19 protein-coding genes are annotated in these 21,391 nt (G+C 52.5%); all 19 read left to right on the top strand.

The annotated features are described in order from the left end of the window. Positions 1-205: 205 nt before the first annotated feature. Entirely contained in the window at positions 206-457 is a 252-nt protein-coding gene (locus LA360_RS09975; RefSeq protein WP_022202062.1) for a TM1266 family iron-only hydrogenase system putative regulator, read from the top strand. Between the two features lie 90 nt (positions 458-547). Further along, the gene (gene hydG, locus LA360_RS09970; protein WP_022202063.1) at positions 548-1,969 is read left to right on the top strand and encodes a [FeFe] hydrogenase H-cluster radical SAM maturase HydG; all 1,422 of its coding nucleotides are present in this window, start codon (positions 548-550) and stop codon (positions 1,967-1,969) included. Between the two features lie 24 nt (positions 1,970-1,993). Continuing rightward, positions 1,994-3,229: a [FeFe] hydrogenase H-cluster maturation GTPase HydF gene (gene hydF, locus LA360_RS09965; protein WP_022202064.1), complete on the top strand. Its 1,236-nt coding sequence runs from the start codon at positions 1,994-1,996 to the stop codon at positions 3,227-3,229. A 281-nt stretch (positions 3,230-3,510) separates the two neighbouring features. Next, entirely contained in the window at positions 3,511-4,650 is a 1,140-nt protein-coding gene (gene nagA, locus LA360_RS09960; RefSeq protein ID WP_022202065.1) for an N-acetylglucosamine-6-phosphate deacetylase, read from the top strand. Between the two features lie 176 nt (positions 4,651-4,826). After that, positions 4,827-5,294 (top strand): ribosome maturation factor RimP, encoded by a 468-nt coding sequence (locus LA360_RS09955; RefSeq protein WP_022202066.1) that lies wholly within the window; start codon positions 4,827-4,829, stop codon positions 5,292-5,294. 41 nt (positions 5,295-5,335) lie between these two features. Continuing rightward, on the top strand, positions 5,336-6,502 hold the full coding sequence (gene nusA, locus LA360_RS09950) for a transcription termination factor NusA (RefSeq protein ID WP_022202067.1): 1,167 nt from the start codon (positions 5,336-5,338) through the stop codon (positions 6,500-6,502). A gap of 34 nt (positions 6,503-6,536) precedes the next feature. Then, complete coding sequence (rnpM, locus tag LA360_RS09945; protein WP_002569337.1) at positions 6,537-6,809, top strand: RNase P modulator RnpM; 273 nt, start codon at positions 6,537-6,539, stop codon at positions 6,807-6,809. Beyond that, positions 6,799-7,134, top strand: a complete 336-nt coding sequence (locus tag LA360_RS09940) for a L7Ae/L30e/S12e/Gadd45 family ribosomal protein (protein WP_022202068.1) — start codon at positions 6,799-6,801, stop codon at positions 7,132-7,134. Before rnpM ends, LA360_RS09940 begins: the two co-directional genes overlap by 11 nt. Next, positions 7,121-10,483, top strand: a complete 3,363-nt coding sequence (gene infB, locus LA360_RS09935) for a translation initiation factor IF-2 (protein ID WP_112482969.1) — start codon at positions 7,121-7,123, stop codon at positions 10,481-10,483. Before LA360_RS09940 ends, infB begins: the two co-directional genes overlap by 14 nt. Before the next feature lie 25 nt (positions 10,484-10,508). After that, positions 10,509-10,910: a 30S ribosome-binding factor RbfA gene (gene rbfA / locus LA360_RS09930; RefSeq protein ID WP_002569333.1), complete on the top strand. Its 402-nt coding sequence runs from the start codon at positions 10,509-10,511 to the stop codon at positions 10,908-10,910. Further along, positions 10,910-11,878, top strand: coding sequence for a DHH family phosphoesterase (locus LA360_RS09925; protein WP_112482971.1), 969 nt, complete (start codon positions 10,910-10,912; stop codon positions 11,876-11,878). Before rbfA ends, LA360_RS09925 begins: the two co-directional genes overlap by 1 nt. A gap of 10 nt (positions 11,879-11,888) precedes the next feature. Next, positions 11,889-12,815, top strand: coding sequence for a tRNA pseudouridine(55) synthase TruB (gene truB, locus LA360_RS09920; RefSeq protein WP_022201567.1), 927 nt, complete (start codon positions 11,889-11,891; stop codon positions 12,813-12,815). Positions 12,816-12,873: 58 nt separating this feature from the next. Further along, complete coding sequence (locus LA360_RS09915; RefSeq protein ID WP_022201568.1) at positions 12,874-13,824, top strand: bifunctional riboflavin kinase/FAD synthetase; 951 nt, start codon at positions 12,874-12,876, stop codon at positions 13,822-13,824. Between the two features lie 177 nt (positions 13,825-14,001). Next, the gene (gene rpsO, locus LA360_RS09910) at positions 14,002-14,268 is read left to right on the top strand and encodes a 30S ribosomal protein S15 (protein WP_002569329.1); all 267 of its coding nucleotides are present in this window, start codon (positions 14,002-14,004) and stop codon (positions 14,266-14,268) included. A gap of 234 nt (positions 14,269-14,502) precedes the next feature. Then, on the top strand, positions 14,503-16,626 hold the full coding sequence (locus tag LA360_RS09905; RefSeq protein WP_022201570.1) for a polyribonucleotide nucleotidyltransferase: 2,124 nt from the start codon (positions 14,503-14,505) through the stop codon (positions 16,624-16,626). A gap of 40 nt (positions 16,627-16,666) precedes the next feature. Further along, the gene (locus LA360_RS09900) at positions 16,667-17,371 is read left to right on the top strand and encodes a hypothetical protein (protein ID WP_022201571.1); all 705 of its coding nucleotides are present in this window, start codon (positions 16,667-16,669) and stop codon (positions 17,369-17,371) included. Between the two features lie 109 nt (positions 17,372-17,480). Next, the gene (gene gltX / locus LA360_RS09895; protein WP_057572498.1) at positions 17,481-18,932 is read left to right on the top strand and encodes a glutamate--tRNA ligase; all 1,452 of its coding nucleotides are present in this window, start codon (positions 17,481-17,483) and stop codon (positions 18,930-18,932) included. An 11-nt stretch (positions 18,933-18,943) separates the two neighbouring features. Next, a complete protein-coding gene (locus tag LA360_RS09890) occupies positions 18,944-20,770 on the top strand; it encodes an ATP-dependent helicase (protein WP_022201573.1) in 1,827 nt (608 codons plus the stop codon). Beyond that, a complete protein-coding gene (locus LA360_RS09885; protein ID WP_022201574.1) occupies positions 20,767-21,309 on the top strand; it encodes a cob(I)yrinic acid a,c-diamide adenosyltransferase in 543 nt (180 codons plus the stop codon). Before LA360_RS09890 ends, LA360_RS09885 begins: the two co-directional genes overlap by 4 nt. Positions 21,310-21,391: the final 82 nt, after the last annotated feature.

Genomic DNA, 21,391 nt, shown 5'->3' with positions numbered 1-21,391 from the left:
GGTACATGGTACCGGTATCTGCGCTGACAGGCCTGTCTTACGGCCAGGGCCTTACAGCAAAGAGACGGCAGCAAATCCCATATCAGGATATGTGATTGACTGACCTGAAGCAAGGCTGAAGGGGAAGGCGGGGACACAGATATGACAGTATGTTCAGGATACGCCTTTTTGGCGTATCCTTTTTTCAGTTATCGGGAGGTATCATATGGAGACAAGAATCGCGGTAATCGGCATAATAGTGGAAAATAAGGATGCGGTGGAAAGCGTCAACGATCTGCTCCACCAATACGGTCAGTACATCATTGGGAGGATGGGGCTTCCCTATGAAAAGAAAAAGGTTAACATTATAAGCGTTGTGGTGGATGCGCCCCAGGACATCATAAGCGCCCTGTCCGGCAAACTGGGCAGGCTTCAGGGCGTTAACTCCAAGGCCCTGTACTCCAATATCGGTAGTTGATAAAACTATATAAATTATCTGGCGGGGAAGTGTTACCGGAGGCCGCCATGGCCATGGACCCTGACCCGGCAAGAAAAGGAGAGGAAGAACATGAATTACGACCTAAAATCATCCCGTGCAGAGGAATTCATTCACCACGGGGAAATTGAGGAGACCCTTGCCTACGGGGAGGCAAACAGCACAAACAGGGAACTGATTGACGAGATTCTGGCAAAGGCCAGGGAGCGCAGGGGGCTGACCCACAGGGAGGCCATGGTGCTTCTGGACTGCGGACTGGAGGACAAGAACCAGGAGATTTATGAGCTGGCGGAACAGATTAAAAGGGATTTCTACGGAAACCGCATTGTGCTGTTTGCGCCCCTGTACCTGTCCAATTACTGTATCAATGGGTGTGTGTACTGTCCCTACCACGCCAAGAACAAACATATCCCAAGGAAGAAGCTGACCCAGGATGAAATCCGCAGGGAGGTTATGGCGCTGCAGGATATGGGGCATAAGCGCCTGGCCCTTGAAACAGGGGAGGACCCGGTGCACAATCCCATTGAATACATGCTGGAGTCCATTGACACCATTTACAGCATAAAGCATAAAAACGGCGCCATACGCCGCGTCAACGTGAACATAGCGGCCACCACGGTGGAGAATTACAGGAAGCTTAAGGACGCGGGAATCGGTACATATATCCTGTTCCAGGAGACATATCATAAGGAAAGCTATGAAAAGCTTCATCCCACAGGGCCAAAGCATGATTACTGTTACCACACAGAGGCGATGGACCGTGCCCAAATGGGCGGTATTGACGACGTGGGCTGCGGCGTGCTGTTTGGCCTGGAGCTTTACCGGTATGAATTTGCGGGACTTCTGATGCACGCGGAGCATCTGGAGGCAGTGTTCGGGGTGGGACCCCATACCATCAGCGTGCCCAGGATACGAAGGGCGGATGACATTGACCCGGATTCCTTTGACAATGGAATCGATGACGACACCTTCGCCAAGCTGGTTGCCTGTATTCGAATCGCGGTTCCCTACACAGGCATGATTGTTTCCACAAGAGAGAGCCAGAAAACCAGGGAACGGGTGCTGCACCTGGGCATTTCCCAAATCAGCGGCGGCTCCAAGACAAGCGTGGGCGGCTACTTTGAACCTGAGCCTGAGGATGAATGTTCGGCCCAGTTCGATGTAAGCGACAACCGTACCCTGGACCAGGTAGTGAACTGGCTCATGGGTATGGGATATATTCCCAGCTTCTGTACGGCCTGCTACAGGGAAGGGCGCACAGGCGACCGTTTCATGTCCCTGTGCAAGAGCGGGCAGATTCAAAACTGCTGCCATCCCAATGCTCTCATGACGCTGAAGGAATATCTCATGGATTACAGTTCTGAGGAGACAAGGCGCATCGGCGAGGCGCTCATAGAGAAGGAAATCGGAAGCATACCAAAGGAGAAGGTGCGCCAGATTGTCAGGGATAACCTGGTAAAGATTGAACAGGGCGTCAGGGATTTCAGATTTTAAACAGGGGAAGAGGAGCGGATGACCATGGGAATGAACAATACGCCGGCATCGGACCGGATACATATTGGATTTTTTGGAAGGAGAAACGCCGGCAAATCCAGCGTGCTGAACGCGGTCACGGGCCAGGATCTGGCTGTGGTGTCGGACGTGAAGGGAACCACTACGGACCCTGTTTATAAGGCCATGGAGCTGCTGCCTCTGGGCCCTGTGATGATGATTGACACGCCCGGCATTGACGATGAGGGCCAGTTGGGAAGCCTGAGGGTGAGGAAGAGCTATCAGGTACTAAACAAGACAGACGTGGCTGTGCTGGTGATGGATGTCTGTCACGGCCCGGCTTCGGAGGACTATGCCCTCCTGGAGAAGATAGGGGAAAAACAGATTCCCTGCGTGGCGGTCTGCAACAAGGCGGATTTGGACGGAATTTCCGGTCAGAGACCGGAGGGGATTCCTGACTCGGTTCCCGTCCTGTCTGTCAGCGCCCATACCGGTCAGGGTATTGCGGCGCTGAAGGAGTGTCTGGCGCAGCTGGGCAGGACCCAGGAGAACAGCCGCAAAATCGTGGGAGATTTGCTTTCTCCATCGGATCTGGCCGTACTGGTGGTACCCATTGACAAGGCGGCTCCCAAGGGACGCCTGATTCTGCCCCAGCAGCAGACCATACGCGACATCCTGGAAGCGGATGCAGTGTCCGTGGTGGTCAGGGAAAACGGACTGAAGGACACGCTGGCATCTCTGGAGAAGAAGCCCAGAATGGTCATCACCGACAGTCAGGTATTTGCTAAGGTCAGTGCAGATACGCCGGAGGATATTCTCCTGACTTCCTTTTCCATTCTCTTTGCCCGCTATAAAGGCAGTCTGGAGCCCATGGTGCAGGGCGTCAGGGCTCTGGACAGCATCAGAAAGGGAGACAGAATCCTGATTTCTGAGGGCTGCACCCATCACAGGCAGTGCGAAGATATCGGGACCGTAAAGCTGCCCAAGTGGATACGGGAGTATACCGGAACAGAACCGGAGTTTGTGTTTACCTCAGGTACGGAGTTTCCGGATGAACTGGCTGGCTATCATCTGATTGTCCATTGCGGCGGATGCATGCTGAATGAGCGTGAGATGAAATATAGAATGAAATGCGCTCAGGACCAGGGAATTCCCATGACCAACTATGGCATAACCATTGCTTACATACATGGGATATTGAGGCGGAGCGTGGAACCATTTCCGGAGATAGCGGCGCTGCTGGACGGCAGCCGGGAAGGATGAGGGCGGGGAGTCTGAATCAGGATGCGTCATAACCGGACGGTTGGGAAATACGGATAAGTGATATAAGGCAGGGGCTGTGAATCATATTTTATGTGACACAGGCTCCTGCTTTTTTGCACTTTTTTGCGCCCTGTATATACTGGAGATTATAGATAGGCATTTTGAATTAAAAAAAATATTTTTTTATTTTAGGAGGTATATTGAAAAATGTTTCTAACGTGATATACTTATAACTAAGGGGAATTAATATTGAGAACATATAAATGGAAGGAGAAGAAATTATGAGGATTCAGGGTAAGAGAGTCTGGATAGCAGGACAGTTCATAGCAGCCCAGATGGAGATTGAGGATGGAGCCATCAGTCGTATCCATGGGTATGGTGCGGGACCGGCGGATCAGGATTACGGGGATAAGAGAATCGTGCCGGGTTTCATTGACATCCACACACACGGAGCATATGATTTTGATACAAACGACGGCCGGCCGGAGGGACTCCGCAACTGGATGAAGCGGATACCGGAGGAGGGTGTAACAGCCATCCTGCCCACTACCGTAACCCAGATGCCGGATGTGCTCACCAAGGCCGTGGCCAATGTGGCAGCCGTGGTGAAGGAGGGCTACGAAGGAGCGGAAATCCTGGGCATTCATTTTGAGGGACCGTTCCTGGACATGGAGTACAAGGGAGCGCAGCCGCCTGAGGCCATTGCGTCTGCATCCGTGGAGCAATTTAAAAAATATCAGGAGGCAGCACAGGGCCTTATCAAATATATCACCCTGGCGCCGGAGCGGGATCCGGACCATGCGCTTACCAGATACTGCTCCACCCACGGCGTGGTGGTCAGCATGGGCCACTCGGCAGCCACTTACGAGCAGGCTCTTTTGGGCATTGCCAACGGCGCAACATCCATGACCCATGTATATAACGGCATGACGCCTTACCATCACCGCAAACCGGGGCTGGTAGGCACGGCTTTCCGGGTAAGGGACATCTACGGGGAAATCATCTGTGACGGTTGCCATTCCCACCTGGCTGCCCTGAACAACTTCTTTACGGCCAAGGGACGTGATTATTCCATCATGATCAGCGATTCCCTCAGGGCTAAGCACTGCCCTCCGGGAGGTGAGTACCAGCTGGGCGGCCATGACATTGAGATAGGAGAGGACGGACTGGCCCGTCTCAAGGGAACAGATACCATTGCGGGAAGCACCCTCAACATGAACAGAGGGCTTAAGATTCTGGTAGAGCAGGCGCTGGTGCCCTTTGACACTGCTCTTAATTCATGCACCATCAACCCGGCCAGATGTCTGGGCGTGGATCACAGAAAAGGAAAGATTGCAGCCGGATGCGACGCGGATTTGGTGGTTCTGGATGATGATTACAGCGTACTCCAGACATGGTGCAGAGGACGCGCAATGCTTTGATGCAGGACCCTGAACCGCCGCGGTTTTAAGGAAAATTTCGATAAAATCCTTGAAAATGCTTGCATTTACGGCGGCATGATGGTATAGTGTATACGATAACTAATGTAGATTACTGATAAAAGAGTGGACACCAGTCCACTCTTTCGTTTTGGAAAGACAGGAAAGGTGGTGGAATGATGGGAAAAAAGGAGAGCTATGAGAGCCGGGTGGAGAAACACCTCCTTCCACTGATGGAAGAGCATGGTTTTGAACTGGTAGACGTAGAATATGTCAAAGAAGCAGGTACCTGGTATCTGAGGGCTTATATAGATAAAGAAGGCGGCATTGCCGTGGATGACTGTGAGGTCATCAGCAGGGCCTTAAGCAGCTGGCTGGACAAAGAAGATTTTATTGACGACAGTTATATTCTGGAAGTCAGTTCGCCGGGACTAGGCCGTCCTCTTAAGAAGGAAAAGGACTTCGTAAGAAGCATGGGCAAGGATGTGGATGTAAGGCTTTACCGTCAGCTTAACAAGCAAAAGGAATTTACGGGCGCCCTCAGTGCATATGATGAAAATACTGTGACGCTGACCATGGAAGACGGAAACCAGATGGTATTTGAAAAAGCGGACATTGCCCTGATACGGCTTGCGCTGGATTTTTAGTTAGATCATTCACATGCTGAGACATGGATAGGAGGATAAACATGAACAAGGAACTGTTAGAGGCAATGGAGGTATTGGAGAAAGAGAAAAACATTTCCAAAGATACGCTCATTGAGGCCATTGAGAACTCTTTACTCACTGCCTGTAAGAACCATTTCGGAAAAGCCGATAATGTAAAGGTCACGGTGAACCCTAATACCTGTGACTTTGCAGTATATGCGGAAAAAGCGGTTGTGGAAAACGTGGAGGACGATTGTCTGGAGATGAGCCTGGCGGATGCCAAGATGCTGAACCCCAAGTATGAGATTGGGGATACGGTACAGATTCCGCTGGATTCCAAGAAATTCGGCCGTATTGCCACACAGAACGCAAAGAACGTGATTCTGCAGAAGATACGCGAGGAAGAACGCAAGGCACTGTACAACGAGTATTATATGAAGGAAAAGGATGTCATGACCGGCGTGGTACAGCGCTATCTGGGAAGGAACGTGAGCATTAACCTGGGCAGGGTGGACGCCATCCTCAATGAAAGCGAGCAGGTAAAGGGCGAGACATTCCGTCCCACGGAGCGCGTCAAGGTATATGTTATCGAGGTGAAGGATACGCCAAAGGGCCCCAGGGTTTCTGTGTCCAGGACACACCCGGACCTGGTGAAACGTCTCTTTGAATCCGAGGTGGCCGAGGTCCGCGACGGTACGGTGGAAATCAAGGCCATTGCCAGGGAAGCAGGTTCCAGGACAAAGATTGCGGTGAAATCCAATGACGCCAATGTGGATCCGGTAGGCGCATGCGTGGGCCTCAACGGTTCCAGGGTTAATTCCATTGTAAGCGAATTAAAGGGTGAAAAGATTGACATCATTAACTGGGATGACAATCCCGCGTACCTGATTGAAAATGCATTGAGCCCCGCCAAGGTTATCTGCGTTGTGGCGGACGAGGAAGAGCGGGAAGCCCAGGTTATTGTGCCGGATTACCAGTTGTCCCTTGCCATCGGCAAGGAGGGTCAGAACGCGAGACTGGCCGCAAGGCTTACTGGCTTTAAGATTGATATTAAGAGTGAGACCCAGGCCAGGGAAATGGGACTCTTCGAGCAGATGGGGCTTCAGTATGGCGATACGCCGTCTGAGGTCTATGAGGAAGAGACGGAGGAAACGGAAAGCTACCAGGAGTATGAAGAAAACTATCAGGAAGACGGAAGCGAACAGTAAAAGGGATACTCTGAGAAGGTTAGGAGTGATGTAAGTGAGCATGAAAAAAGTTCCGCTCAGGCAGTGCATTGGCTGCCAGGAGATGAAGAGTAAGAAAGAAATGATAAGAGTCATAAAAACCGCCGAGGATGAGATTATGTTGGATGCCACAGGCCGTAAGAACGGCAGGGGCGCTTACCTGTGTCCATCAATGGAATGCCTGAAGAAGGCAGTGAAGGGAAAGGGACTGGAACGTTCCTTCAAGATGGCCATTCCCAAAGAGGTGTATGAAACTCTGGAAAAGGAGATGGAAGAACTTGGCAGATAACAAAAGGCTGTTAAGCCTGGTGGGCCTTGCGACAAGGGCCAGGAAGGTGGTAAGCGGCGAATTTTCGACGGAGAAATCAGTAAAGAGCGGAAAGTCCCATTTGGTAATCGTATCGGAAGAAGCTTCGGACAATACAAAGAAAAAGTTTACCAACATGTGTACTTACTATAAAGTCCCAATCTATCTGTTTGGAACAAAGGACGAACTGGGGCATGCCATGGGGCAGGAGTTCAGGGCGTCACTGTCAGTGGAGGATGCAGGTTTCGCAAGGTCAATGGTAGAACGAATGAATAAAAACGGAGGTAGCTTGAATGAGAGTAAGTGAACTGGCAAATGAACTGGGCAAGACCAGTAAGGAGATATTGGAAATTATTAAGACGAAGGATAAATCAGCTGTATTGTATGCGGCATCGAATGTGACAAAGGATCAGGAGAATATTGTACGCTCTTTTGCAAATCCTAAGAGGGACGCAAAACCTGCCGCACCGGAGCACAGGACTGAGGCTCCTAAAACAGAGGCTTCCAGGACGGAAGCTCCAAGGACGGAAGCGCCTAAGACAGAGGCTCCTAAGGCGGAGGCTGCCAGGAACCAGGACGGCGGGTCAAGGGGTGAACCGGCTAAGAAGAAGCTGACGGCCGTGTTCCGTCCTCAGAACGCCCAGCAGCAGATTAAGCGTCCGGTTCCTCCGAAGCCACAGGGAGGAAAACAGGGCCATACGGCTCCTGCCCCGGCCGCAGCGCCTCAGGCCGTACATCCGGCACCCCAGGCAGCTTTGGCAGAGTCTGCAAAACCACAGGTTCAGGCTCAGTCAGCGGATACGGTTTCAGAGAGAACCGCAGCGCCTCAGCCAACCCAGGCACCACAGGCCGGAGTTCAGGCGGGAGCCCCGGGAACTGCCCAGGACAGCCGTGATACAGCCAGGAGCCAGGGAGGCTACCAGGGCAGCCGCGACAATAACAGAAGTCAGGGAGGCTACCAGGGCAGCCGCGACAACAACCGCGGCCAGGGAGGCTATCAGGGAGGCCAGGGGGGCTACCAGGGCAGCCGCGACAATAACAGGAGCCAGGGAGGCTGCCAGGGCAGCCGCGACAACAACCGCGGCCAGGGAGGCTATCAGGGAGGCCAGGGAGGCTGCCAGGGCAGCCGTGACAACAACAGAAGCCAGGGCGGCTATCAGGGAGGCCAGGGAGGCTACCAGGGCAGCCGTGACAATAACAGGAGCCAGGGCGGCTATCAGGGAGGCCAGGGAGGCTACCAGGGCAGCCGCGACAACAACAGGCCCCAGGGAGGCGGCTATCAGGGCAGCAGGAGCCAGGGCGGCTATCAGGGAGGCCAGGGAGGCTACCAGGGCAGCCGTGACAACAACAGGCCCCAGGGAGGCGGCTATCAGGGCAGCAGAAGCCAGGGCAGCTATCAGGGAGGCCAGGGAGGCTACCAGGGCAGCCGTGACAACAACAGGCCCCAGGGAGGCGGCTATCAGGGCAGCAGGAGCCAGGGCAGCTATCAGGGAGGCCAGGGAGGTTACCAGGGCAGCCGCGACAGCAACAGGCCGGGGGGAGGCTACCAGGGCAACCGCGACGGCGCAAGGCCCCAGGGCGGTTATGGAAACAGGTCCCAGGGCGGCTACGGCGCAAGAACTCAGGGAGGCTATCAGGGCCGTCCGGGAGATGACAAGGATGCAAGGGACAACAGAGGCAGGACTGACAGCCGACGCCCAGCAGGGGCCAGGGACGGGAAGTCATCCTTTGACACCCCAATCCAGACAAAGCCAAGCAGCAACCGCCAGAATAAGAATGCCCATAAGAATGCCAGATTTGATAAGCGCGACAGGCTGGAGGACGGCAAGAAGAAAGTTCCGAAGACAGGAAAGGGAGCATTTATCATGCCTCAGCCTAAGAAGGAGGAGTCTAAGGCGGATGAGGTGAAAACCATCACTCTTCCCGATGTACTCACCATCAAGGAGCTGGCAGAGAAGATGAAGCTTCAGCCATCTGTCATTGTAAAGAAGCTGTTTTTAAAGGGCCAGGTAGTGACCCTGAACCAGGAAATCGATTATGAGCAGGCAGAAGAGATTGCCATGGAATTCGATGTCCTGTGTGAAAAGGAAGTAAAGGTTGATGTCATAGCGGAGCTTTTGAAGGAAGATGAAGAGAGCACCGAGGACATGGTTCCCAGGTCACCGGTTGTGTGCGTTATGGGCCACGTTGACCACGGTAAAACTTCCCTTTTGGACGCTATCCGGGAGACAAACGTGACTGCAAGAGAGGCAGGCGGCATCACCCAGCATATCGGTGCCTCTGTCATCGAGATAAACGACCGAAAGATTACGTTCCTGGATACGCCGGGCCATGAGGCGTTCACGGCCATGCGTATGAGGGGAGCACAGTCCACTGACATTGCCATCCTGGTAGTGGCCGCGGATGACGGCGTAATGCCTCAGACCGTTGAGGCTATCAACCACGCAAAGGCGGCCAATGTGGAAATCATTGTGGCCATCAACAAGATTGATAAGCCAAGCGCCAACGTGGATAAAGTAAAGCAGGAGCTGGCTGAATACGAGCTGATTCCCGAGGATTGGGGCGGCAGCACCATCTTCGTACCTGTCTCAGCCCATACAAAAGAGGGTATCAAGGACCTGCTGGAAATGGTTCTTCTGACCGCGGACGTGCTTGAACTGAAGGCTAACCCCAACCGTAAGGGCAGGGGCCTTGTAATCGAGGCAGAGCTGGATAAGGGCAAGGGACCTGTTGCCACGGTTCTGGTACAGAAAGGCACCTTAAGAGTAGGCGAGACCATTGCGGCCGGCGCGTGCTTCGGCAAGATTCGTGCCATGATGGACGACAGGGGCCGCCGCGTGAAGGAGGCAGGGCCGTCCACACCGGTGGAAATCCTGGGCCTTAACGATGTGCCCAATGCCGGTGAGGTATTTGTGGCAACTGAAAACGAGAAGGAAGCAAGAAACTTTGCTGAGACATTTATCTCAGAAGGAAAGAGTAAACTGATAGAGGATACCAAGGCAAAACTGTCTCTGGATGATCTGTTCAGCCAGATTCAGGCCGGCAATGTAAAGGAACTGCCGATTATCGTAAAGGCCGACGTACAGGGCTCCGTGGAGGCTGTAAAGCAGAGCCTTACCAAGCTCTCCAACGAGGAGGTCATGGTAAAGGTGATCCACGGCGGCGTAGGCGCCATCAACGAGTCCGACGTTTCCCTGGCATCCGCATCCAACGCAATCATCATTGGCTTCAACATCCGTCCGGACGCGACCGCCAAGTCCATTGCGGAGCGTGAGAAGGTGGATATCCGTCTGTACAAGGTTATCTATCAGGCCATCGAGGATGTGGAGGCAGCCATGAAGGGCATGCTGGATCCTGTATTCGAGGAAAAGATTATCGGCCACGCAGTGATCCGCCAGACCTTTAAGGCGTCCGGCATCGGAACCATTGCAGGCTCCTATGTATTGGACGGCAAATTCCAGAGAAACTGCAGCTGCCGTGTCAAGAGAGACGGAGAGCAGATTTTTGAAGGACCGCTGGCTTCCCTCAAGCGTTTCAAGGACGATGTAAAGGAAGTGGCGGCAGGATACGAGTGCGGCCTTGTATTTGAGAAGTTTAATGATCTTCAGGAAGATGATGAGATCGAGGCTTACATCATGGTGGAAGTACCGAGATAGGCATCATGGCTAAGAGAGGAGTTACATGCGTAAGAACAGCATAAAGAATACAAGAATCAACATGGAGGTTCAGCGGGAACTCAGTGAAATCATCCGCGGGGGAATCAAGGATCCGAGGATTCATCCCATGACCAGCGTGGTTTCCGTTGAGGTCACACCAGACCTTAAGTTCTGCAAGGCGTATATCAGCGTTCTTGGGGACGAGGAGGCGGGGAAATCTACCATCCAGGGACTAAAGAGCGCAGAAGGGTATGTGCGCAGGGAGCTTGCAAGAAGAGTGAACCTGCGCAACACGCCGGAGCTTAAGTTCATATTGGACCAGTCCATTGAATATGGTGTTAACATGTCCAGACTCATCGATGAAGTGACAAAAGACCTTCATCAGGAAGAAACACAGGATGAAGAAGGAGCAAAGGAGGAGTTTTAATGACGATTCTTGAACAGATGTTAGAGGGCACCAAGTCCGTCGCCATCCTGGGCCATGTACGCCCGGACGGCGACTGCCTGGGCTCCGCACTGGGACTTTATAACTATCTCCGGCTGAATCATCCGGATATACGGGCAGCCGTGTATCTGGAGGAGTCATCTCCTAAATTTAATTATCTGAAGGGATATGACAAAATCCGCCACCAGGTTGACGATGCGTACTATGAGCTCTGTGTCTGCCTGGACAGCGGCGATATCCAGCGTCTGGGTGATTTTAAACATTACCTGGACCAGGCGGACAAAAGCCTGTGCCTGGACCATCATGTGACCAATACCCGTTACGGCGGCACCAACGTGGTTCCGGATGAGGCCAGTTCTACCTGCGAGGTCCTTTTTGAACAGCTGGATGAAGAAAAAATCGACCGTCACACGGCGGAGTGCCTGTACACCGGCATCATACATGATACAGGCGTGTTTAAATTTTCCTGTACATCAGCCCACACCATGGAGATAGCGGGAAAGCTGATGGAAAAGGGAATTGACTTCGGAGCCATCATAGACAACAGCTTTTACAGAAAAACATACATCCAGAACCAGATTCTGGGCAGGGCCCTCCTGGAGAGCATAACCTTTTTTGACGGGCGGTGCATCTTCAGCGCCATCCGCCAGAGCGAGATGGAGTTTTACGGGGTTGACGGCAAGGACATGGACGGGATTATCGACCAGCTGCGCCTCACGGAAGGTGTGGAGGTGGCTATCTTCATCTATGAGACAGGCGCCCAGGAATTCAAGGTCAGCATGCGTTCCCGGTATCTGGTGGACGTAAGCAGGATTGCGGCGTTCTTTGGAGGCGGAGGCCATGTAAGGGCTGCCGGATGTACCATGAGCGGCAGCATACACGACGTTATCAACAATCTGTCCGTACACATTGCCGGGCAGTTAGATGCTGTCCCGGACGGCCAGAAGTAAGGAACATACCATGTATCACGGAATCATAAATGTATACAAAGAGCCGGGCTATACTTCCCACGATGTGGTAGCCCGGCTTCGAGGGATTTTAAAACAGAAAAAAATAGGCCATACAGGAACCCTGGACCCAGCGGCTGAAGGAGTCCTTCCTGTTTGTCTGGGGACGGGCACCAGGCTGTGCGACATGCTGACGGACCGGTCCAAGACATACCAGGCCGTTATGCTGCTGGGCTGTGAGACAGACACCCAGGACACCACAGGAACCATTCTGGCAGAAAACAGGGAAGGGGCACTGTCCCTTACCGGGGAACAGGTAAGGGACGCTGTCATGGGATTTAGGGGTAATTACGCCCAGATACCTCCCATGTACTCCGCCCTTAAGGTGGACGGAAAGAAGCTGTACGAGCTGGCAAGGGCGGGAAAGGAAGTGGAACGCCAGCCAAGGCCGGTGCAGATTCTGGACATAAAGGTAAACGGGATAGATCTGCCCAGGGTTTGGATGGAGGTCACCTGTTCCAAGGGAACATACATACGTACCCTGTGCCATGATATCGGAAGGCTTTTGGGATGCGGCGGCTGTATGGATCACCTTACACGTACCAGGGTGGACCGCTTCAGCATTGAGGACAGCCTGACACTGGACCAGCTGGAACAGCTCCGTGACCAGGGAGAACTGGAGAGCTGCATCCTCCCGGTGGAGGAGGCCCTGCAGTCCCTCCGGCCTCTTAGATGCCTGCCGGAAGCAGACTCCCTCTTACACAATGGCAATCCCTGCTTTGCAAGGCAGCTAGACTGGAGCCGGTCAGATGAGCGGGAGGCCGGGGCTGAGGACGGACAGATGTTCCGCATGTATGACAGCAATCACAGATTTACGGGGGTCTACCAGTACCAGAAGGACAGGCACTGGTGGAAGCCCTGGAAGATGTTCCCCATGTAGCATCCCATGCAGCGCCGCCGGAACATCTGGAACAGAGGAAAAACGAGGAAGTGACAGGATGAGGTATATAGCAGACACCACAGAATTTCAGATAGAGGAGCCCACCATCGTGACTTTGGGCAAGTTTGACGGCAGGCACAGAGGCCATCAGAAGCTGTTAAGGACCATGATGGAGCTGAAGGCAGGGACAGGGTATCCCACTGCCATCTTCACCTTTGGCACGGCTCCGGGAACAGCAGTCACGGGTCAGCCCCAGACCGTTATCACCACCAATTTGGAGCGCCGCGCCAACATGGAGAAGGTGGGAATCGATTATCTGGTGGAATACCCATTTACCGATGAAACCCGCCATATGGAGCCGGAAACCTTTGTCAGGGATATTCTGGCAGGCCGTATGCATGCCAGGGAAATCGTGGTAGGCCCGGACTGCAGCTTTGGCTACAAGGGGGCAGGCAGCGCAGCACTGCTTCTGGCCATGGCCCATGACCTGGGATACCGTCTCCATGTCATAGAAAAGGAAAAGGACCACAGGCGCGACATCAGCAGCACCTATATCCGAGAAGAACTGGAAAAAGGCAATGTGGAAAAAGCCAACCAGCTGCTGGGCCAGCCCTACGCCATCCACGGGGAAGTGGTGCACGGCAACCACATCGGAGGCAGTCTGTTAGGTTTTCCCACAGCCAATATACTTCCGCCTCCCATCAAGCGCCTGCCCAGATACGGCGTTTATGTATCCCGCGTGCTGGTGGACGGCGTCTACTATAAAGGCGTTACCAACATTGGAAAGAAACCCACGGTGGGAGGAGAATACCCGGCAGGGGTGGAGACCTACATCTTCGGCCTGGAAGGCGACATCTACGGCAAAAACATAGAAGTCCAGATCCTGGCCTTCGACCGCCCGGAACAAAAGTTCACATCCCTTGAGGAACTGAAGGAGCGGATTGAAAAGGATAAAGAGTTTGCGAATGCATATTATGAAAAACATCCGGAGATTCTTGTGGAGAAATAAGATGTGGTACGATGCCATGCCAAATTGCCACGCCAAATTTATTTTTTCTCACTTTACAACCCCACCCATTTATGCTATACTAAGTCGGTATAAAATAACGCCGATGCCCGGTTACCTGGTGACTCCAGCCGGCAGCCTGGTTTTTGGTGAGATGAATAATATTAAGGAGGAAACACCATGATTTCAAAGGAAAAGAAAGCACAGATTATCGCAGAGTATGGCCGTAAGCCAGGGGACACAGGTTCACCTGAGGTTCAGATTGCCATTCTGACAGAGAGAATCACAGAACTGACCGAACATCTGAAGCAGAATCCAAAGGATCATCACTCCAGAAGAGGTCTTCTGATGATGGTTGGACAGAGAAGAGGTCTTCTTGATTACTTAAAGAAGACAGACCTGGAAGGATATCGTGCATTAATCGAGAAGCTTGGTATCAGAAAGTAATTCTGAAGATTAGGGTGGAGGGAACTCCACCCTATATTTGCTTATCATGGAAAGGAAGAAGCGGTGTGGGCGGCAGAGGTATCACTCCGAGACCGCTGATGTACCTGCAGGATTATGATTTCTGCAGGCAGATCAGTAGTTTCGGCGTCTTCTGCCCGGGGATGACATATGGATTGGACATGCCCCGGCCATACCGGTAACATTTATTATTTTTATTGTAAAGGAGATACCAGTATGTTTAAAAGTTTTAGTATGGATTTGGCAGGACGCAAACTGACCGTTGAGGTTGGCCGTGTGGCTGCCCAGGCAAGCGGTGCGGCCTTCATGCACTATGGCGATACGGTGGTGCTTTCCACGGCAACCGCGTCGTCCAAGCCAAGGGAGGGCATTGATTTCTTCCCTCTCAGCGTGGAATATGAGGAAAAATTATACTCAGTAGGAAAGATTCCGGGCGGTTTCAATAAGAGAGAGGGCAAGGCTTCTGAAAATGCTGTCCTGACCTGCCGCGTTATCGACCGTCCCATGCGTCCGCTGTTCCCCAAGGATTACCGCAACGACGTGACCCTGGACAACATCGTAATGTGCGTGGATCCTGACTGCAGCCCTGAGCTGACAGCCATGCTGGGTTCTGCTATTGCCACCAGCATTTCCGATATCCCGTTTGCTGGTCCCTGTGCTACCACGCAGGTAGGTCTGATTGACGGCCAGTTCATCATCAACCCCACTGCTGACCAGAAGCAGGTGTCTGATATGGCTCTGACCGTGGCTTCCACCAGGGAAAAGGTTATCATGATTGAGGCCGGCGCCAACGAGGTTCCGGAGCAGATTATGATTGACGCCATCTTTAAGGCTCATGAAGTGAACCAGGAAATTATCAGGTTCATCGACACCATCGTGGCTGAGTGCGGCAAGGAAAAGCACTCTTATGAGAGCTGCGCGGTGCCGGAAGAGCTGTTTGCAGCCATCAGGGAAATCGTGACCCCACAGGAAATGGAAGAGGCCGTGTTTACCGATGACAAGCAGACCCGCGAGAAGAATATAGCGGAAATCACAGCAAAGCTGGAAGAGGCATTTGCCGGAAACGAAGAATGGCTTGCCGTTCTGGGCGAGGCTGTTTACCAGTATCAGAAGAAGACGGTCCGCAAGATGATTTTAAAAGATCACAAGCGTCCTGACGGCCGCGCTATCACGGAAATCCGTCACCTGGCCGCGGAAGTTGACCTTCTTCCCAGAGTTCACGGCTCAGGCATGTTTACCCGCGGCCAGACACAGATTCTCAACGTCTGCACCCTGGCTCCTCTGTCCGAGGCCCAGAAATTAGACGGCCTGGATGAAAATGAGACCAGCAAGCGTTATATGCACCACTATAACTTCCCGTCCTTCTCTGTAGGCGAGACAAAGCCAAGCAGAGGACCGGGCCGCCGCGAGATAGGCCATGGGGCCCTGGCGGAGAGGGCGTTGATTCCGGTCCTTCCAAGTGCGGAGGAATTCCCATATGCAATCCGTACCGTATCTGAGACCATGGAGTCCAATGGTTCCACCTCTCAGGCAAGTATCTGTGCGTCCACCCTTTCGCTGATGGCTGCCGGTGTGCCTATTAAGGAGATGGTAGCCGGTATTTCCTGCGGTCTTGTGACCGGTGATACGGATGACGATTATCTGGTGCTTACCGACATTCAGGGCCTGGAAGATTTTTTTGGCGATATGGACTTTAAGGTGGGCGGAACCAAGAATGGTATTACTGCCATTCAGATGGATATTAAGATTCACGGACTGACACGGCCGATTATTGAGGAAGCCATTGCCAGGACAAGGGAAGCCAGAATGTATATTCTGGACAATGTAATGAGACCTGTTATCTCAGAGCCGAGAAAGCACTTAAGCCCATATGCTCCGAAGATTAAGCAGATTACCATTGATCCGCAGAAGATTGGCGACGTGGTAGGTAAGCAGGGCAAGGTCATCAACAAGATTATTGAGGAGACCGGCGTTAAGATAGACATTACGGACGACGGTTCTGTGAATGTATGCGGCACGGACGAGGCCATGATTGACAGGGCTATCCAGATTATTACCGGAATCGTCACGGATATTGAGGCGGGCATGGTGTTTAACGGCAAGGTAGTGCGTATCATGAACTTTGGCGCATTTGTGGAGCTGGCCCCCAATAAGGATGGTATGATTCATATTTCCAAGCTGTCTGATAAGCGCGTTGGCAAGGTGGAGGATGTTGTGAACATCGGAGATGAGGTTACTGTAAAGGTAACTGAGGTCGATAAGATGGGCAGAATCAACCTGACCATGAGACCGAGCGACTTGGCAGAGAATAAGACCGCTGCCAGGACAGAGGAAAAATAAATTGCCTGACAGAAGGCAGAATGAAAGAGGAGATAAGTTTATGAGGAACATGAAAAGGAGCTTTGCGGTATTGGCTGCAACCGTTATGGCAGTGTGCGGCATTGCCCTGACAGGATGCCAGCAGAAGCTTGAGCCGGCAGACCAGGTAGTGGGAGCGCTGTACGAGCTGTCTGTTAAGGAAAATGCGGCTCCTATGAAGGATTTACTGGGATTTGCTTCTGAGGAAGACGTAAAGACCACCCTGATGGAAGATTCCGCCGAGACAGATCTGGTTTCCATGTTCAAGTCAGAGTTTGAGGCCGCGGGCATCGAGTTCTCTGACGAAGAAGTAGCTGAAATGTCCGATGCCCTTCAGGGACTGATTGACAAGCTGGATTACAGCGCCGAGATCACAGACCAGAGCAAGGACGAGACCACCGTACTTCTGAAGGTTAAGAGCTATTCCATGGATGATATGCAGAATATCATGGTAGACGTTATGACCGACATGCAGAACAACATCGACGAAGAAACAGCCGCAGCCATCATGGCCGGTGATGAAGATGCCCTTCAGAAGCTGATGCAGGATGCTGTAAAGCAGTATATGGGAAAGATTGGCGAGATGGTGCCGGCAGAAGAGATGACCGAGCTGACCATCAAGTGCCAGAGAGTCAAGGTGGATGTAAGCGGCAAGGAAAAGGTCGCATGGATGCCTCAGGATTTAAGCAAGTTCTCTGACGAGGTGAACAACGCCACATTCAAATAGGTATAAAGAAAGGGACAGTGCCTGTGAAAACAGGCATTGTCTTTTTTAGGCCTTCGTTATATAATGGTTTTTGAGTTATCAGATTGAGAAGAATATAGGAGACTTTAACATGAGCAGAGTAAGGACAAGGTATGCACCCAGCCCCACGGGCAGGATGCATGTGGGAAATTTAAGGACGGCATTGTATGCCTATCTCATAGCAAAGCATGAGGGAGGGGATTTCCTTCTCCGTATTGAAGATACAGACCAGGAACGTTTCGTGGAAGGGGCAGTGGAAATCATATACCAGACCCTGAAGGATACAGGCCTGATCCATGACGAGGGTCCTGACAAGGACGGAGGATGCGGCCCGTATGTCCAGAGCGAGCGCCAGGCATCCGGTATTTACCTGGAGTACGCAAAGAAGCTGGTGGAAAAAGGAGAGGCTTACTACTGCTTCTGTACTCCGGAGCGTCTGGCCGCCCTTAAGACCACTGTAAATGGAGAGGAAATCATGGCATATGATAAGCACTGCCTCCATTTAACCAAAGAAGAGGTGGAAGCCAACCTGGCAGCAGGCATGCCCTATGTCATCCGCCAGAACAATCCTACCACGGGAACCACCACATTCCGGGACGAGATTTACGGGGATATCACAGTGGACAACTCCGAGCTGGATGACATGGTCCTTATCAAGTCAGACGGATATCCCACCTATAATTTCGCCAACGTGGTGGACGACCATCTGATGGGTATTACCCATGTGGTAAGGGGAAATGAATATCTGTCCTCGTCACCCAAGTACAACAGGCTCTATGCCGCCTTTGGGTGGGATGTGCCGGTCTATGTGCACTGCCCGCTGATTACGGATGAGAGCCACCATAAACTGAGCAAGAGAAGCGGACACTCCTCCTTTGAGGACCTTTTGGAGCAGGGCTTCATCTCTCAGGCCGTGGTGAACTACGTGGCCCTATTGGGCTGGTCACCGGAGAACAACCGGGAGATATTCACTCTGGAGGAGATGGTAAAGGAATTTGATTACCACCGCATGAGCAAATCCCCTGCCGTGTTCGATATGACAAAGCTTAAGTGGATGAACGGCGAATACATGAAGGCTATGGATTTTGATACCTTCTATGAGATGGCTGAGCCGTATCTGAAGGCGGCTGTCAGCAGGGATTTGGATCTTAAGAAGATAGCGTCCATGGTCAAAACAAGGATTGAAGTGTTCCCTGACATTGCGGACCATGTGGATTTCTTCGAGACCCTTCCGGAATACGATACGGCCATGTATACCCACAAGAAGATGAAGACAAACCCGGAGACCTCTCTTAAGGTTTTAAAGGATGTGCTGCCTCTTCTGGAAGCACAGGAGGATTTCACCAACGATGCCCTTTACGGTGTCCTCTCAAAATATGTGGAGGACACGGGGGTCAAAACCGGCTTTGTGATGTGGCCCATCCGTACCGCCGTGTCCGGCAAGCAGATGACGCCGGCCGGAGCCACAGAAATCATGGAAGTCCTGGGCAAGGAGGAGTCCCTGGCCAGAATCCGCAAAGGGATACAGATGCTTGAGGCATAGGAATCTAGTAAATGGCATTTAACGACGCACAAAAAATGGCAATCCGGCATAGGGAAGGTCCCATGCTGGTTTTGGCAGGACCCGGTTCCGGCAAGACGACAGTCATCACCAACCGGGTCCGTTATCTTACGGAAAAGGCAGGCGTGGATCCCTCCCATATTCTGGTAATTACATTTACCAGGGCAGCGGCCAGGGAGATGAAGGAGCGCTATGAACAGATTACACAGGCAGGATGCAGCCGGGTTTCCTTTGGAACCTTCCATTCTGTCTTTTTTCTGATTCTCAAACTGGCTTACCGGTATAAGGCCGCGGACATTGTAAGGGAAGAACAGCGCGTTCAGTTCATAAAGGAAATGCTGTCAAAATGCGATTTGGAGGTTGAGGATGAAGGCGAGTTCATATCCTCTGTGCTCAGTGAAATCAGCATGGTGAAGGGCGACATCATGGACATGGACCACTACTATGCAAAAAACTGCTCCGAGGACATGTTCAGGCAGCTGTACCGGGGCTATGAAGCACGGCTGAGACAGAACCGGCTGCTGGATTTTGACGACATGCTGGTGATGTGCTACGAGCTGTTTAAGGAAAGAAAAGATATCCTGTCCGCATGGCAGGACAAGTACAGGTACATATTAATAGATGAGTTCCAGGACATTAACCGGATTCAGTATGAAATCGTAAAAATGCTGGCCCTTCCCAGAAACAACCTGTTTATTGTGGGGGATGACGACCAGTCCATTTACCGGTTCCGCGGGGCAAAGCCGGAGCTGATGCTGGGCTTTGAACGGGATTATCCCGGTGCGGGAAAAATTCTCCTGGATACCAATTACCGCTGCAGCCGCCAGATTGTGGAGGCTGCGGGGCGGGTTATCTCGCACAACAGGACCCGTTTTCCCAAGGAAATCAGGGCGGCAAGGGGGAAGGGCCATCCGGTCATCATAAAGGAGTGGCAGGAGCCCATAGACGAGACGTTAGGAATCGTTACAGAGATACGCGGCTATGCCTCCATGGGCATATCCTACAATGATATGGCAGTGCTCTACCGGACCAACATGGGCCCCCGTCTGCTGATTTCCAAGCTTATGGAATACAACATACCCTTTTATATGAGGGATGCGGTGCCTAATCTGTATGAACACTGGATATCCGGAAATGTGATTTCCTATATCCGTGCCGCCTTAGGGGATTTGAGCCGTTCCAATGTGCTTCAAATCATCAACCGTCCCAAGCGCTATATCAGCCGGGATGCCCTGGAGGACCGGCAGGTTAACTGGGAGTCGGTGAAATCCTTTTACCAGGACAAGAACTGGATGATGGACCGGATTGAACAGCTGGAATATGATTTGGCGGTGTTGAGGAATATGGCTCCGGCCGCGGCCGTCAATTACATCCGGAAGGCAGTGGAGTACGATGAGTACATCCGGGAATACGCCCAGTCCAGAAGGATGAAGCCGGAGGAGCTGTTTGAGACGCTGGACCAGCTTCAGGAAAGCGCGGCCGGCTTTAAGACATATGAACACTGGTTCACCCATATGGAGGAATATAAGGAACAGCTTAAAAAACAGGCGGCAGGCAGGGACGAACAGCGCCAGGGAGTCAGCCTCATGACCATGCACAGCGCCAAGGGGCTGGAATTCAGGGTGGTCTATATCCTGGACGCCAATGAAGGCGTTACGCCCCATCACAAGGCGGTTCTGGACCCGGATGTGGAGGAAGAACGCAGGATGTTCTATGTGGCTATGACAAGGGCCAGGGAGAGGCTCCATATTTATCATGTGAAGGAGCGGTACCGCAAGAAACAGGCGAAATCAAGGTTTGCAGAGGAGGCAGAAGGATGAATGAAACAGGGCTTGTCCAGATATACTGCGGTGATGGAAAGGGAAAGACCACAGCAGCCATAGGCGCGGCTGTACGGGCCGCCGGGCGGGGATACCGGGTGCTGGTGGCCAGGCTTCTAAAGACAGATGATTCAGGGGAGGTAACAGGGCTCTCCCATGTTCCCAACATTACAGTGCTGCCCTGCGGCCGGAATTTCGGATTTTCCTGGAACATGACCCAGGTCCGGCGGAAGGCCGCTGCCCTGTATTATGACCACTGTCTTATGAATGCCTGGAACATGGCCCTGGGAGCGGACGGGGGAGAACCCTATGACATGCTGGTGCTGGATGAAGCCATCGGCGCCTGTAACCTTGGGTTTGTGGATGAGGCCGGCCTGGTAAAGGCCCTTAAGGAAAAACCGGCTGCCCTGGAGGTCATTCTTACAGGACGCTGTCCCTCAGAGGCCCTGCGGGATCAGGCGGACTATATTACGGAAATGGTTATGAGACGCCATCCCTATGAACGCGGAGTCGGGGCAAGGGAAGGAATCGAATACTAGTATAACTCGATTTTAATAAGTTTACATTATTATCCTGAAAACCAAGGGAAACGTGCGCCCAAAGCACGGACACGTAAGCCAA

The sequence above is a fragment of the Enterocloster clostridioformis genome (assembly GCF_020297485.1).
GTDB classification, from domain to species: domain Bacteria; phylum Bacillota; class Clostridia; order Lachnospirales; family Lachnospiraceae; genus Enterocloster; species Enterocloster clostridioformis.
The sequence above is the reverse complement of the archived record's forward strand: the minus strand, read 5'-3'. Positions and strand labels throughout refer to the sequence as shown.

Excerpts from the sequence above, each read along its gene's own strand:
- LA360_RS09975 (WP_022202062.1), top strand. The coding sequence starts at position 206 with ATGGAGACAAGAATCGCGGTAATCGGCATAATAGTGGAAAATAAGGAT.
- hydG (WP_022202063.1), top strand. The coding sequence starts at position 548 with ATGAATTACGACCTAAAATCATCCCGTGCAGAGGAATTCATTCACCAC.
- hydF (WP_022202064.1), top strand. The coding sequence starts at position 1,994 with ATGGGAATGAACAATACGCCGGCATCGGACCGGATACATATTGGATTT.
- nagA (WP_022202065.1), top strand. The coding sequence starts at position 3,511 with ATGAGGATTCAGGGTAAGAGAGTCTGGATAGCAGGACAGTTCATAGCA.
- LA360_RS09955 (WP_022202066.1), top strand. The coding sequence starts at position 4,827 with ATGGGAAAAAAGGAGAGCTATGAGAGCCGGGTGGAGAAACACCTCCTT.
- nusA (WP_022202067.1), top strand. The coding sequence starts at position 5,336 with ATGAACAAGGAACTGTTAGAGGCAATGGAGGTATTGGAGAAAGAGAAA.
- infB (WP_112482969.1), top strand. The coding sequence starts at position 7,121 with ATGAGAGTAAGTGAACTGGCAAATGAACTGGGCAAGACCAGTAAGGAG.
- rbfA (WP_002569333.1), top strand. The coding sequence starts at position 10,509 with ATGCGTAAGAACAGCATAAAGAATACAAGAATCAACATGGAGGTTCAG.
- LA360_RS09925 (WP_112482971.1), top strand. The coding sequence starts at position 10,910 with ATGACGATTCTTGAACAGATGTTAGAGGGCACCAAGTCCGTCGCCATC.
- truB (WP_022201567.1), top strand. The coding sequence starts at position 11,889 with ATGTATCACGGAATCATAAATGTATACAAAGAGCCGGGCTATACTTCC.
- LA360_RS09915 (WP_022201568.1), top strand. The coding sequence starts at position 12,874 with ATGAGGTATATAGCAGACACCACAGAATTTCAGATAGAGGAGCCCACC.
- rpsO (WP_002569329.1), top strand. The coding sequence starts at position 14,002 with ATGATTTCAAAGGAAAAGAAAGCACAGATTATCGCAGAGTATGGCCGT.
- LA360_RS09905 (WP_022201570.1), top strand. The coding sequence starts at position 14,503 with ATGTTTAAAAGTTTTAGTATGGATTTGGCAGGACGCAAACTGACCGTT.
- LA360_RS09900 (WP_022201571.1), top strand. The coding sequence starts at position 16,667 with ATGAGGAACATGAAAAGGAGCTTTGCGGTATTGGCTGCAACCGTTATG.
- gltX (WP_057572498.1), top strand. The coding sequence starts at position 17,481 with ATGAGCAGAGTAAGGACAAGGTATGCACCCAGCCCCACGGGCAGGATG.
- LA360_RS09890 (WP_022201573.1), top strand. The coding sequence starts at position 18,944 with ATGGCATTTAACGACGCACAAAAAATGGCAATCCGGCATAGGGAAGGT.
- LA360_RS09885 (WP_022201574.1), top strand. The coding sequence starts at position 20,767 with ATGAATGAAACAGGGCTTGTCCAGATATACTGCGGTGATGGAAAGGGA.